Here is a 13,036-nt window from a genome sequence, read left to right as displayed (position 1 = left end):
GAGGAATGAGGCCGGGCGTCGTTCGTGGGCTGCCGTCACATGCCGTCGATCAACCGTTGCACGCGCTGGTCGCTGGCGGTGAAGGGATCCTTGACCAACACCGTGCGCTGCGCCTGGTCGTTGAGCTTCAGATGCACCCAGTCGACGGTGAAGTCCCGGCGCGCGGCCTGCGCGGCGCGGATGAAGTCGCCGCGCAGCTTCGCCCGTGTCGTCTGCGGCGGGAAGGTCTTGGCCTCGAACACCTCGACATCGGAGCACACCCGCGCCGCCTTGCCACGCCGCTGCAACAGGTAGAACAGGCCACGCTCACGGTTGATGTCGTGGTAGGTCAGGTCCAGCTGCAGCATCCGCGGATCGTCGAGGGCCAGACCGTGTTTGGCGGCGTACTGGTCGAGCAGCTTGTGCTTGATGACCCAGTCGATCTCGGTGTCGACCAGCGCCAGGTTGTCGGTCTCGATGGCGGTGAGAGTGCGCTCCCACAGGTCCATGATCCGCTTGGTCAGGTCGTCGGTCAGGTGGTGGCTGTCGACATACGACCGGGCACGCTCGAAGTATTCGGTCTGCATCTGCAGCGCGGACAACTCGCGACCGTTGGCGAGGCGGACCGGCGCGCGGCCGGTGATGTCGTGGCTGATCTCGCGGATCGCCCGGATGGGGTTCTCCAGGCTGAGGTCACGCATCGAGACGCCGTCCTCGATCATCCGCAGCACCAGGTGCGCGGAGCCGAGCTTGAGCATCGTCGTGGTCTCGCTCATGTTGCTGTCGCCGACGATGACGTGCAGCCGGCGGAACCGCTCGGCGTCGGCGTGCGGCTCGTCGCGCGTGTTGATGATCGGGCGGGACCGGGTGGTGGCGCTGCTGACCCCTTCCCAGATGTGGTCGGCGCGCTGGCTGACGCAGAAGGTCGGCTGGTGTCCCAGCATGGTGATCTTGCCGGCGCCGCAGGTGATCTGGCGGCTGACCAGGAACGGGATCAGGATGTCGGACACCTGCTGGAACTCGCCGGCCCGGCCGATCAGGTAGTTCTCGTGGCAGCCGTAGGAGTTGCCGGCCGAGTCGGTGTTGTTCTTGAAGACGAAGATCTTGCCGTCGACGCCCTCCTCGACGAGCCGGGCCTGCGCCTCCTCCACGAGGCCCTCGATGATGCGTTCACCGGCCTTGTCGTGGATCACCGCCTCGCGCACGTCGTCACACTCGGGTGTGGCGTATTCGGGGTGACTGCCCACATCCAGGTAGAGACGTGACCCGTTGCCCAGGAACACGTTGGAGGAACGGCCCCACGACACGACCTTGCGGAAGAGATAGCGCGCCACCTCGTCCGGCGTGAGCCGACGCTGCCCGTCGAACGTGCACGTCACGCCGTATTCGTTCTCGATGCCGAAGATCCGCCGCTCCATGACACTCACTCTGCCCTGCCGGCGGCGTCAGCAAGCTGCCGCCGCGCCAGCGCTTCCCGAGCTCGCTGTGCTTGTTCAACGACCATGTATCGACCCTAACCGTCGATGTCGCGCCAGTGGGGACCGTTCCGTATGGCGTCGCCCGTGCCGCCGGTGCCGCCGGTCCCGAACGGACACAACACGCACTGCTCACCCCATACCGAGCGGACACGAAACGCACTGACCGGACACGAAAATTCGCACAGAAGTGCAGCATTTTCGTGTCCGCTGGAGGCCGTTCGTGTCCGCTGGGTCAGGCTGCTGTGAGCAGCGAACGGTTGCGATGCGGCCTCCCGCGTGGTCGGCTTCCGCCATGCGAATTCTGGTGCTCGGCGGCACGGCATGGCTCGGCGGTGAGATCGTGCGGGCGGCGCTCGCACGCGGTCACGACGTCACCTGTATGGCGAGGGGTGAGCGACCAGCACCCGACGGTGCGACGTTGGTCAGTGCGGATCGTGAAGATCCACAGTCATATTCGGCGTTGGACGGTGTCTTCGACGCGGCGATCGACGTGACGATGATCCCGGCGCACGCGCACGGCGCGGTCACCGCGCTGCGGGACCGCGTCGACCGGTGGTCGCTGGTCTCGACGTGCTCGGTGTATGCGCAGGACGATGTTCCCGGCCAGGACGAATCCGCTCCGCTGCTGCCGGCGTGGGACGGCCCGTTCGAGAGGGAGAAATACGGCGAGTGCAAGGTCGCGTGCGAGCAGGCGGTGCTGGCGGCATACGGTGCGGCGGCGCACATCTCCCGACCCGGGCTCATCACCGGACCCGGGGACCACAGCGACCGGACCGGCTACTGGCCGTTGCGTTTCGCGCATCCCTCCACGGACGACGGAGCGGTGCTTGTGCCCGACACGCCAGGCGCCACCGTGCAGCTGATCGACGCCCGAGACCTGGCCACCTGGCACGTCGAGTCGGTCGAACGCGGCACCGGCGGCGTCTTCAACGCCACGACCGAACCCATCGCACTCGCCGACTACCTCGCGGCCGCACGCGAGCTCGCCGGCCACACCGGCGAACTCGCCAGGGTCGACCAGGATTGGTTGAGCGCCCACGATGTCCAGCCGTGGGCGGGTGAACGCAGCCTGCCGCTCTGGCTGCCGCAGCCGGAGTATGCCGGTTTTGCGGCCCGCTCCCCCGCCGCCGCACGCGCTGCCGGCCTGACGACCCGGCCGCTCGCCGACTCGATCCGCGACACCCTGGCCTGGGAGCTGCAGACCGGCCCCGGCCGTGACCGGCGGGCCGGCCTCTCCCCCGCCGACGAGCGCGACCTCATCGTTGCCGCACGAGCCGGCAGCTGACGGACCGGACCCAGGCGATCAGGCAAGCGACTCCACCCAGGCGCGGTGCAGGGCGGCATACCGTCCGTCGCCTGCGCCGATGAGGTCCGCCGGGCTGCCGTCCTCCAGCACCTGGCCGTGCTCGAGCACCAGCACCCGGTCGGCGACCTCCACGGTCGACAGCCGGTGCGCGATGATCAGCGCGGTCCGGTCGGCCAGGACCGTCTCCAGTGCGCGCTGCACCAGGCGCTCGCTCGGGATGTCCAGGGAGGACGTCGCCTCGTCCAGGATCAGCACCGCCGGGTCGGCGAGGAACGCCCGCGCGAACGCCACCAGCTGCCGCTGTCCGGCGGACAACCGCCCGCCGCGTTTGGCGACATCGGTGTCGTAGCCGTCCGGCAGCTTGTCGATGAACTGGTCGGCGCCGACCGCCTCGGCCGCCGCCCGGATCTCCGCATCGGTCGCGGTCGGCTTCCCGAAGCGGATGTTGTCGGCGACCGAACCCTCAAACATGAAGTTCTCCTGGGTGACCAGCACGACGTGCCGGCGCAGCTGCGGCTGATCGATGTCGCGCACGTCGGTGCCGTCCAGCCGGACCGCGCCCGAGGTCGGGTCGTAGAAGCGGGCCATCAGCTTGGCGATGGTCGTCTTGCCGGCGCCGGTCGTGCCGACCAGGGCCACCGTCTGCCCGGCCGGTATGTCGAGGGACAACTCGGGCAGCACCGGCCGGTCCGCGACGTATTCGAAGCGGACCTTGTCGAATTCGACCGCGCCACGCACGTTTTCGAGCTGCTTCGGCTCGTCCGGGTCCTTGATGCCGGGCGGTGTCGCGATCACGCCGGCGACCTTCTCCAGGGCCGAGGACGCCGACTGGAAGGTGTTGAAGAACTGCGTGATGTCCTGCATCGGTTCGAAGAACATCCGCAGGTAGAGCAGGAACGCCGTCAGCACACCGACGGTCATGTGTCCGTGCAGCACCCGCCACCCGCCATACAGCAGCACGATGCTGGTCATCACGTTGCCGACCAGCTTCACCGACGGCATGAAGATCGCGACGAGCCGGAAGGTCTTCTCGTTGATGGCGCGGTAGCGCTCGGCGACCTCCTCGAAGATCTCCTGGTTGCGCGGCTCGCGACGGTAGGCCTGCACGGCCTTGATGCCGGTCATCGTCTCCACGAACTGCACGATCACCAGCGCCGCGCTCTCACGCACCTCGCGGTAGGTCTTGCTCGATGCGCCGCGGAACCAGGCCGACAGGGCGACCAGGATCGGGAAGCAGGTCAGGCAGATCAGCCCGAGCTCGACGTCCAACGTCACCAGCAGGATCGCCGTGCCGACGAGGGTCAGCGCAGCGGTGACCAGGCTGTCGAAGCCGTTCTCCAGCATGTCCTGGATGGCCTCGACGTCGTTGGTGGAGCGGCTGACGACCCGGCCGGAGGTGTATTTGTCGTGGAAGGAGACGTCCAGCCGCTGGAAGTGCCGGAAGATGCGTCGGCGCAGCTCGAGCAGCGCCAGCTCGCCGATGGTGCCCGACTGGCGCAGGAAGAGCATCCGGCTGACCGCCTGCACGGCGACGATGACGCACAACGCTCCGATCACGAGCAACAGCACGTGCGCGTCCCCGTCGCGCGCGATGGGCGGCACGCCGTGGTCGATGCCGACCTGCACCATCCGCGGCACCGACAGTCGGGCGAGGTTCTCGATGATCACCAGGACGACGAGGACCGCGACCATCTTCTTGTATGGCGCCAGCAGCGACCCCAGGAGTTGCCGCGCCTCGCGGCGCATCGGCTTCGACTCGTCGATGGGAAGATCGTTGGCGTTGTCGGACATCATCCGACCGCGCCAGCGCTCCTCGCTCGTGTCGGACTGCTCCGCGCGTGGCTGAGTGTCCGTCGTCATCGGGGCCCCCGCGAAGTATCGGAGGAGCGGAGCGGGGGAGAACTTCGTGGGGTGATCCTCATCGGTGTGCCTCCTGTGCCCGTCCGTGCATGGTGCCGAAATCTTCACCGCGAGAAGCCTGTTCGGAGCCTTCTTCGATCTCCGCGGCAGCGTCGGCGCAACGCTTTTCGTCGTCGGTGCACCACGTCGGGTGCTGTTCGGCGCCGTCGTCGATCTCGTCGTCCGCGGCCAGCAGGTAGCGGTAGGCGGGCACGCTCGCCAGCAGCTGTGAATGCGTGCCGACGTGGGTGATGGTGCCGTGCTGCAGCAAGGCGACCCGGTCGGCCAGCAGCACGGTCGAGGCACGGTGTGCCACCACCAGGCCGGTCACCTCGTGCAACACGCGGCGCAGCGCCTCCTCCACCAGGGCCTCGGTGTGCACATCCAGTGCCGACAGCGTGTCGTCCAGCACCAGCACCTTCGGATGGGTCAGCACGGCGCGGGCCAGCGAGAGGCGCTGCCGCTGCCCACCCGACAGGCTCATCCCCTGCTCCCCGATGCGGGTGTCCAGGCCGAACGGCAGATCGTGCACGAAGTGCGCCTGCGCCACGTCGATCGCCTCGGCGATCTCCTTCTCGGTCGCTTGCGGACGGCCCAGTGTGAGGTTCTCGCGCACGGACAGCGAGAACAGTGTGGGGTCCTCGAAGGCGGTCGCCACGGTGGCGCGCAACGCCGGCAGCGACATCTCGCGGATGTCCGTGCCGTCGATCTCGATGCGTCCTTCGCCGACGTCGTACAGCCGCGGGATCAGACTGGTCAGCACCGACTTGCCGGAGCCGGTGGCACCGACCATGGCGACCGTCTCCCCCGGTGCGAGATCGAGGTTGACGTGCCGCAGCGCCCAGTCGTCGTCGGCCGCGTCGGGGAACCGGAAGCCGACGTCGGTCAGCCGCAACGCGCCGCCGCGCGCGACCGTCGTCATCGGACCGTCGGTGACGTCCGGCTCGGTGTCGAAGATCTCCGCGACCCGGTCGGCCGCGGTCATCGCCTCCTGGGTCATCGACAACAGGAATCCCAGTGCCGCGATCGGCCAGACCAGTGACAGCATCATGGTGATGAACGCGACCAGCGTGCCCAGGGTGATGCGGCCCGAACCGGTCGCTGCGGCGCCGAGGCCGAGCACGACGATCAGGGTGATGTTGGGGATGACCTCCAGCAGGGTCCAGAAGCTGGCCTGCAGCCGGACCTTGCGCACCTGGATGTCGAAGAGTTCGGTCGCCTTCTCGTCGAAGCGTTCGTAGACGTAGTCCTCCCGGCCGAAGGACTTGATGACGCGCAGCCCGAGCGCGGACTCCTCGACCGTCGTCGCCACGACCCCGGTCTGGTCCTGTGCCATCCGGGACAGCTTGGTGAACTTGCGCTGGTTGTGCAGCACCGTCGCCGCGATCGGCACGATCGAGATGACGACCACGACACCCAGCGGCCAATAGAGCAGCAACAAGATGATCGTGACGGCGGTGATCTGCAGGGTGTTGAGGACCAACATCACGATGCCGAAACTCAGCAATCGGCGAATCATGCTCAGGTCGTTCATGATGCGCGACAGCAGCTGCCCGGACTGCCAGCCGCTGTGGAAGGACATCGGCAGCACCTGGAGGCGGGCGTACATCTCCTTGCGGATGTCGCGCTCGATGCCCATGGTGGCCCGTGCGACCAGCCAGCGCCGCCCGAACCAGAGCACCGCCTCCGCCACACCGATCGCCAGTGCCGCGGTGCCCAGCACCCACAACCCGTGCTGGTCGTGATGGCTGACCGGGCCGTCGATGACCGCCTTGGTCATCAGCGGTATGACGATGGTCGCGCCGAGGCTGGCCAGCCCGAAGATCATCATGGTGATCCAGCGTGTCCGGTAGGGACGGACGTATGGCGCCAGCCGCAGCAGGCTCGTCGTACGCCGGTGACGACGCCCGGGTGGCGGGCTGATGCTGGGTGCGGAGATCAGGCCCGCCGCCGCGGTCCGCGGGTTGTCAGAAGGAACAGTTGCCGACGAGGGCTGCTGGGTCATCGTGAGGTGCGGTCTCCTGGCTGAGTGACGGCGTCGAGGCACATCCGAGCCTCGACGTTCAACCGCACGTGGAGTCAACACGGCGACCCGACGATCACCGCGCAGAGTGCGGCCCTACGAAGAACCTGGGATGTCTATTGATCATGTCACGACCCGGTGACAATGGTCACCTGTATGGCGGCCGAAGCATCGGCGGACCGGACCGAACTACTCGGTGTGGGCGTCCTCGTCGGTGTGCGGCACGTCGGACGTGGGGTCGTCCGCGCTCAGCAGCGCCTCCAGGAGTGCGCCGTTGATCCGGCGGAACTTGCGGCGTTCGCGTGCCCGGTCCAGGACCGCGACCTCCAGTTGATCCGCCGTCAGGGTGCGTGCCTCGCCACCGGCCGGGTCCTCGCCCAGCAACTCGACCGCCAACCGCAGCACGGTGCCCAGATCCATGCCCGGGCGCCAGCGTTCCTGCAGTCCGGCGCTGACGTGCTCGGCGGCGCCGCCCATCGCGACGAAACCCTGCTCGTCGCCGACCGAACCGTCGTAGGTGAGCCGGTAGATCTGGTCCTCGGCCGGGTCGTCGTCGACCTGCGCCACGACGATCTCGACCTCGTAGGGCTTGGACTCCTGGGTGAACACCGTGCCCAGCGTCTGCGCGTAGGCGTTGGCCAGGCCGCGGGCGGTGACGTCGGACCGGTCGTAGGAGTAGCCGCGCAGGTCGGCATACCGGATGCCGGCGACCCGGAGGTTCTCGAACTCGTTGTATTTGCCGACCGCCGCGAACGCGATGCGGTCGTAGATCTCCGACACCTTGTGCAGCGCGCGGCTGGGATTCTCGGCGACGAAGGCTATGCCCCCGTCATAGGCGAGGACGACGACGGACCGTCCGCGCGCAATGCCCTTGCGGGCGTAGTCGGCCCGGTCCTTCATCAGCTGCTCGGGCGAGACGTAGAACGGCATGCTCATCTTGTGCCTCCGATCTCGCGGCGGGCGGTGAGCACCTGCTCGACCACCGACGCCAACTCCTCGTCGCCGACGAAACGAGTGCCCTCGCCGTCCACGATCGCCACCGTCGGCCAGATGCGCCGGCCCAGGTCGGGACCACCGGTCGCCGAGTCGTCGTCGGCGGCGTCATACAACGCTTCGATCGTCACGCGGACCGCGTCGTCCTGGGAGAGATCACGACGCCAGAGCTTCTTCAGGGCGCCGCGGGCGAACAGCGACCCGGAGCCGACCGAGTGGAAGTCGTGCTCCTCGTAGCACCCGCCGGTCACGTCATAGGAGAAGATCCGGCCGGCGTCGCGGTCGAGGTCGTATCCGGCGAAGAGCGGCACCACCGACAAACCCTGCATGGCCATGCCGAGGTTGCCCCGGATCATCGTCGCGAGCCGGTTGGCCTTACCCACCAACGACAACCGGGTGCCTTCGATCTTCTCGTAGTGCTCCAGCTCGACCTGGAAGAGCCGCACCATCTCGATCGCGGTGCCGGCGGTGCCGGCGATGCCGACCGCCGAGAACTCATCGGCCGCGAAGACCTTGAGCATCTCGTTGTTGGCGATCAGATTGCCCATCGTGGCCCGCCGGTCACCGGCCAACAGCACCCCGTCGGTGTAGGCGACGGCCACGATGGTGGTGCCGTGCGGCACGTCGAGGGCGGCCGACGGGATCGTGCGCGACCCCGGCACCAGCTCGGGCGCGTGGCCGGCGAGGAACTCGGTGAATGACGAGGATCCGGTCTGCAGGTATGACGCGGGCAGCTTGCTGGAACTCACTGTCCGCCCTTCTGGACGAAGCCGCGGACGAACTCCTCCGAGTTGGACTCCAGCACACCGTCGATCTCGTCCAGCACGCTGTCGACGTCGTCGTCCAGCTCCTGCTTGGCCGGTGCTGTCGTGGGTGCCGGCTCCGGGGCGTCGTCGGCCGGGTCGGCGTCGCGGCGTTGCGGATTCTTGTGTTCCTGCGTGGCCATGGCGATGTCCTTTCGTCCGTGCGCGATGTGCTGCGCTTCACTCTCAACCCTACGTGGGACGGCCGGTATGACGCGACGCGCACCACCGGCGTGTGACCGTGTCGTCCGGTGGATCCTCAATCGATGCGCGGCGCGTCCTCGGCCAGCAGGCGCAACAGCTCGTCCGCCGACCCGGCGCGGTCCAGCAGCGCCCCCACGTGAGCCCGGGTGCCGCGTTCCGGCTCCAGCATCGGCACCCGCTGCAGGCTGGGCTGCGAGCGGACGTCGAAGATCACCGAGTCCCACGAGGCGGCAGCCACCTCCTGCGGGAAGCGCGCCAGGCAGGTGCCGCGGAAGAACGCCCGGGTGTCCGTCGGCGGCTCCGACATGGCCCGCTGCACCGCGGCGTCGTCCACCAGCTGCTCGAAGCGGCCGGCAGCGGCGAGCCGGTTGAAGATCCCCTTGTCCGCCCGCACGTCCGACCACTGGATGTCGATCGCCCGGAGCCGGTGGTCCGACCAGTCCAGGCCATCCCGTGCCCGGTAGCTCTCCAGTGTCCTGAGCTTGGCCACCCAGTCGACCTCGCGGGCGGCCTCCATCGGATCGCGCTCCAGCGTGCTCAGCACCTGCTCCCACCGCTGCATGACCTCGGCGGTGTCGTCGTCGAGCTCCCGGCCATACAACCGCTGCAGCCAGGCGTCCGCGAGCTCGTAGTACTCCCAGAGCAATTGGACGCCGGTCAGGGTGCGGCCGCCGGCGACCTCGACGGTCGCTCGCAGGGTCGGGTCGTGCGACAGTCGCCGCAGCGCCTCGACCGGCTTCTCGACGGTGAGGTCCCGGGTGACCGCGCCGTCCTCGATCATGCCCAGCACCAGGCTCGTCGTGCCCAGCTTCAGCAGGTTGGTCACGTCGCAGTGGTTGGCGTCGCCGAGGATCACGTGCAGCCGCCGGTAACGGTCGGCCACCGCGTGCGGTTCGTCGCGGGTGTTGATGATCGGTCGCTTCAGCGTCGTCTCGAGCCCGACCTCCACTTCGAAGAAGTCGGAACGCTGGGCCAGCTGGAAGCCCGGCTTGCCGGACTCGATGCCGATGCCGACCCGCCCCGAGCCGCACATCACCTGGCGGGCGACGAAGAACGGGATCAGGTGCCGCACGATCTCCGAGAACGGTGTCGCGCGGCTCATCAGGTAGTTCTCGTGCGTGCCGTAGGACGCGCCCTTGCCGTCGGTGTTGTTCTTGTAGAGGTTGACGCCCGGCGCACCGGCCGGGGACAACAGCCGCACCGCCTCCCGCATCACCGACTCCCCCGCCCGGTCCCAGGTGATCGCATCGCGTGGGGTCGTGACCTCCGGGGAGCTGTACTCCGGGTGCGCGTGATCGACATACAGCCGAGCACCGTTGGTGAGCACCACGTTGGCGAGGGTCGGGTCCTCCTCGTCGGTCAACTGGCTGGCGTCGGCGGCGCCGCGCGCCATGTCGAACCCGCGGGCGTCGCGCAGCGGTGCCTCGTCCTCGTAGTCCCACCCGGCACGGGCCGCGCGCATGCCGACCTGGGTGGCGTATGCCGTCACGAGCCGCCCGGACAGCACCATCGGGTTGGCGGTCGGGTCGCCGGGAACGGAGATCCCGTATTCGGTCTCGATGCCCATGATCCGACGCACACTCATACGCCCGACTCTAGGGCCGCGGTCGGCGCGCCATTCCGACGGTTCATCTGCCGGACCGGCGGGTTGTGCTGACGAACCTGCTGGCGATCGGCGCGGCTCTGGAATGATGCTGCTGTGACTTCGCTGCCTGCGCCGAGAACACTCGATCCGATGGACGCACCGGTGCTGCGGTGGGGCATTCTCGCCCCCGGCGGGATCGCCACCGCCTTCGCACAGACGCTGCTCGCCGAAACCGGCCAGCAGATCGTGGCCTGCGGCTCCCGGAGCATCACCCGTGCTCGTGAGTTCGCCTCGCAGTTCGGCGGATTCACGGCATACGGTTCCTACGAGGAGCTGGTGGCCGATCCGCACGTCGACGTCGTCTACGTGGCGTCACCCCACTCGGCACACCGCGAGCACGCACTCCTGGCATTGCGCGCCGGCAAGCCGGTCCTGGTCGAGAAGGCGTTCACCCGCAACGCGACGGAGGCGGCCGAGGTGCTGGACGAAGCGCGACGGCGAGGGCTCTTCTGCATGGAAGCCATGTGGTCGCGTTTCCTGCCGCGGTATGACGTCGTGCGACAGGCCGTCGCCGAAGGCTTGCTGGGCACCCTGCAGACCATCGTGGCCGACCACGGGCAGTTGCTCTATCCGGGCGGTCCCCAGCGGCTCGCGGACCCCGCGCTCGCCGGCGGTGCGCTGCTGGACCTGGGCATCTACCCGATCTCCCTGGCGGCGATGCTGCTGCCCGGCGAGCTCGACGTCGCCGCGACCGGTGTCCTGACACCGGACGGCGTGGACCGGAACGAGACCGTCGTGCTCTCCCGGGGCGAGGCCGTCGCCACCTGCATGACGACGATGAGCGCGCAGACGGCCAATACTGCAGTGATCAGCGGTGACGCGGCGCGGCTGGAGCTGCCGGGCTGGTTCTACCAGCCCGGACCGGTGCAGCTGGTCGCCCCGGACGACACGGTGCTCGACACCTACGTCCCAGCAGTGGCCCGGCACGGCCTGCACTTCGAGGCGGTCGAGGTCGCCCGCCGGATCACCGCCGGCGACACCGAGTCCCCGCTGATGCCCTGGGACGAGACGCTGCGGATCATGCGGCTGATGGACCAGGTCCGCGCGCAGCTCGGCGTGACCTACCCCGGCGAATGAGCGCCAGACTGCTGCTGCCGCTCGGCCTCGACGCACTGATCGTGCTCGTCTTCGCGGCCGTCGGACGAGTCTCCCACGACGAGGGCAGCCCGGTCCTGGGTGTGCTGCAGACCGCGTGGCCCTTCCTGGCCGGCGTAGCGGTCGGCTGGGTCGTGACATTCCTGGTCGCACGACGGCCGCCGGTGAACCTGCGCACCGGCTGGCCGGTGTGGGTGAGCGCCGTCGCGGTCGGCATGGTGCTGCGTCACCTGACCGGCCGGGGCACGGCGCCTGCGTTCATCGTCGTGGCCACCCTCTTCCTCGGACTCTTCCTACTCGGCTGGCGGCTCCTCGTCGGTCTTCGCTCCCGAAAGGCGTTGGTATGACGACGAACTGGTCCGGCACGTACGACTACCGCGCCGTCCGGCGCGTGCAACCGGCCACGGTCGAGGAGCTGCAGCAACTCGTCGCCGACGCGCCACAGGCGAAGGTGGCCGGATCCGGGCACAGCTTCAACGGCATCGCGGACAGCGAATCCGGTTGGCAATTGGACCTGTCAGGTCTGATCGCCCCGCCGGAGGTCGATGACACGACCGGCACCGTAACCGTCAGTGGCGGGATGAAGTACGGCGAACTCGTGCCGGCGCTGGCGGCGTCCGGCCGTGCGCTACCGAACCTTGCGTCCCTGCCCCACATCACCATCGCCGGCAGTGTGGCCACCGGCACGCATGGTTCTGGGGTGGGACAGCCCGGGCTGGCATCGGCCGTCCGGGCGGTGGAACTGCTCACCGCGGATGGGCGCCTGCGCTGGATCGACGACTCCGACGAGCGTTTCGGCGGTGTCGTCGTGTCGCTGGGCGCGCTCGGGGTCGTCACCCGGCTGCGGCTCGCGACCGTCCCCGAATACGCCGTCCGTCAGGACGCATTCGTCGGGTTGAGCTGGCGCGACCTGGCGGCGCGGATCGACGAGGTGCTGGCGGCGGCATACAGCGTGAGTGTCTTCGGCCGGTGGATCGGGCCGGGAGCCGATCACGTCATCGTGAAGTCGATCGCCGACGACCGCGCCGGGCAGCCGGAGTTACCGGGCGCACGGTGGGTGGCCGACACGCTGCATCCGCTGCAGGCCGCCGGCGCCACACCGGATGCCGTCACCGAGCAGGGTGGAGTGCCCGGTCCGTGGGCCGACCGGCTGCCGCATTTCCGGTTGGGGTTCACCCCGAGTGCCGGTGCAGAGGTGCAGTCGGAGTTCTTCGTCGCCGCCGCGGACGCCGGTCGTGCCGTCGAGGCGCTGCTCGGTGTCGGCGAACGGATCGCGCCGCATCTGCTGGTGGGCGAGATCCGAGCGGTGGCACCGGAATCCGCGTGGCTCAGCCCGGCTCACCGACGTGACTCCGTGGCGTTCCACTTCACCTGGAAACCCGAGCTGAACGCGGTGCATCAGGCGGTCGGCGTGGTGCAGGAAGCCCTGGCCGATCTTGCGCCGCGGCCGCACTGGGGCAAGGTCTTCACTTATCCCGGACGACTGGACTTCGCCTACGACCGGTTGGACGACTTCGACGACCTGCGCCGATCCCTGGACCCGGCGGGCAAGTTCGGCAACGACTTCGTCGACCGTCACGTGGCGCGTTGAGGCACACCACGTGACGGTCG

Annotated in this window: 11 protein-coding genes; 4 read left to right on the top strand and 7 right to left on the bottom strand. The window is 68.6% G+C overall.

Features of this window, described 5'->3' with window-relative positions; genetic code table 11:
• Positions 1-35: 35 nt before the first annotated feature.
• Positions 36-1,397, bottom strand: coding sequence for a Pup--protein ligase (gene pafA / locus ACYVBN_RS15075; protein WP_460601237.1), 1,362 nt, complete (start codon positions 1,395-1,397; stop codon positions 36-38).
• Between the two features lie 352 nt (positions 1,398-1,749).
• Between pafA and ACYVBN_RS15070 the strand changes: the two genes are divergently transcribed.
• Positions 1,750-2,742 (top strand): Rossmann-fold NAD(P)-binding domain-containing protein, encoded by a 993-nt coding sequence (locus tag ACYVBN_RS15070; RefSeq protein WP_460601236.1) that lies wholly within the window; start codon positions 1,750-1,752, stop codon positions 2,740-2,742.
• Between the two features lie 18 nt (positions 2,743-2,760).
• On the opposite strand, the gene ACYVBN_RS15065 is transcribed toward ACYVBN_RS15070, so the two are convergent.
• The 6 genes from ACYVBN_RS15065 to dop all read right to left on the bottom strand — a co-directional run bounded on the left by ACYVBN_RS15065 (position 2,761) and on the right by dop (position 10,270).
• Complete coding sequence (locus ACYVBN_RS15065) at positions 2,761-4,623, bottom strand: ABC transporter ATP-binding protein (RefSeq protein WP_460601235.1); 1,863 nt, start codon at positions 4,621-4,623, stop codon at positions 2,761-2,763.
• Positions 4,624-4,681: 58 nt separating this feature from the next.
• Entirely contained in the window at positions 4,682-6,667 is a 1,986-nt protein-coding gene (locus ACYVBN_RS15060) for an ABC transporter ATP-binding protein (protein WP_460601234.1), read from the bottom strand.
• A gap of 207 nt (positions 6,668-6,874) precedes the next feature.
• The gene (prcA, locus tag ACYVBN_RS15055; RefSeq protein WP_460601233.1) at positions 6,875-7,621 is read right to left on the bottom strand and encodes a proteasome subunit alpha; all 747 of its coding nucleotides are present in this window, start codon (positions 7,619-7,621) and stop codon (positions 6,875-6,877) included.
• Positions 7,618-8,427, bottom strand: coding sequence for a proteasome subunit beta (gene prcB / locus ACYVBN_RS15050; RefSeq protein WP_460601232.1), 810 nt, complete (start codon positions 8,425-8,427; stop codon positions 7,618-7,620). The genes prcA and prcB overlap by 4 nt, the downstream gene beginning before the upstream one ends.
• Positions 8,424-8,624, bottom strand: a complete 201-nt coding sequence (locus ACYVBN_RS15045) for a ubiquitin-like protein Pup (protein WP_460601231.1) — start codon at positions 8,622-8,624, stop codon at positions 8,424-8,426. The genes prcB and ACYVBN_RS15045 overlap by 4 nt, the downstream gene beginning before the upstream one ends.
• Before the next feature lie 116 nt (positions 8,625-8,740).
• Entirely contained in the window at positions 8,741-10,270 is a 1,530-nt protein-coding gene (gene dop / locus ACYVBN_RS15040; RefSeq protein ID WP_460601230.1) for a depupylase/deamidase Dop, read from the bottom strand.
• Between the two features lie 150 nt (positions 10,271-10,420).
• Between dop and ACYVBN_RS15035 the strand changes: the two genes are divergently transcribed.
• From ACYVBN_RS15035 to ACYVBN_RS15025, 3 genes are read left to right on the top strand one after another with little or no spacing between them, the layout of a single operon-like run.
• Entirely contained in the window at positions 10,421-11,407 is a 987-nt protein-coding gene (locus ACYVBN_RS15035) for a Gfo/Idh/MocA family protein (RefSeq protein ID WP_460601229.1), read from the top strand.
• Positions 11,404-11,772 carry a DUF3054 domain-containing protein gene (locus ACYVBN_RS15030; RefSeq protein WP_460601228.1) on the top strand — a complete coding sequence of 123 codons (369 nt, stop codon included), beginning with the start codon at positions 11,404-11,406 and terminating at the stop codon, positions 11,770-11,772. The genes ACYVBN_RS15035 and ACYVBN_RS15030 overlap by 4 nt, the downstream gene beginning before the upstream one ends.
• Positions 11,769-13,016, top strand: coding sequence for an FAD-binding oxidoreductase (locus ACYVBN_RS15025; protein ID WP_460601227.1), 1,248 nt, complete (start codon positions 11,769-11,771; stop codon positions 13,014-13,016). Before ACYVBN_RS15030 ends, ACYVBN_RS15025 begins: the two co-directional genes overlap by 4 nt.
• The last annotated feature ends 20 nt before the right edge of the window (positions 13,017-13,036 follow it).

This window comes from Flexivirga lutea, from assembly GCF_054778955.1.
The sequence above is the reverse complement of the archived record's forward strand: the minus strand, read 5'-3'. Positions and strand labels throughout refer to the sequence as shown.

What these genes read in the sequence shown, in the direction of transcription:
- pafA (WP_460601237.1), bottom strand. Translation starts at nt 1,397, where the DNA reads ATGGAGCGGCGGATCTTCGGCATCGAGAACGAATACGGCGTGACGTGC.
- ACYVBN_RS15070 (WP_460601236.1), top strand. Translation starts at nt 1,750, where the DNA reads ATGCGAATTCTGGTGCTCGGCGGCACGGCATGGCTCGGCGGTGAGATC.
- ACYVBN_RS15065 (WP_460601235.1), bottom strand. Translation starts at nt 4,623, where the DNA reads ATGACGACGGACACTCAGCCACGCGCGGAGCAGTCCGACACGAGCGAG.
- ACYVBN_RS15060 (WP_460601234.1), bottom strand. Translation starts at nt 6,667, where the DNA reads ATGACCCAGCAGCCCTCGTCGGCAACTGTTCCTTCTGACAACCCGCGG.
- prcA (WP_460601233.1), bottom strand. Translation starts at nt 7,621, where the DNA reads ATGAGCATGCCGTTCTACGTCTCGCCCGAGCAGCTGATGAAGGACCGG.
- ACYVBN_RS15045 (WP_460601231.1), bottom strand. Translation starts at nt 8,624, where the DNA reads ATGGCCACGCAGGAACACAAGAATCCGCAACGCCGCGACGCCGACCCG.
- dop (WP_460601230.1), bottom strand. Translation starts at nt 10,270, where the DNA reads ATGAGTGTGCGTCGGATCATGGGCATCGAGACCGAATACGGGATCTCC.
- ACYVBN_RS15035 (WP_460601229.1), top strand. Translation starts at nt 10,421, where the DNA reads ATGGACGCACCGGTGCTGCGGTGGGGCATTCTCGCCCCCGGCGGGATC.
- ACYVBN_RS15030 (WP_460601228.1), top strand. Translation starts at nt 11,404, where the DNA reads ATGAGCGCCAGACTGCTGCTGCCGCTCGGCCTCGACGCACTGATCGTG.
- ACYVBN_RS15025 (WP_460601227.1), top strand. Translation starts at nt 11,769, where the DNA reads ATGACGACGAACTGGTCCGGCACGTACGACTACCGCGCCGTCCGGCGC.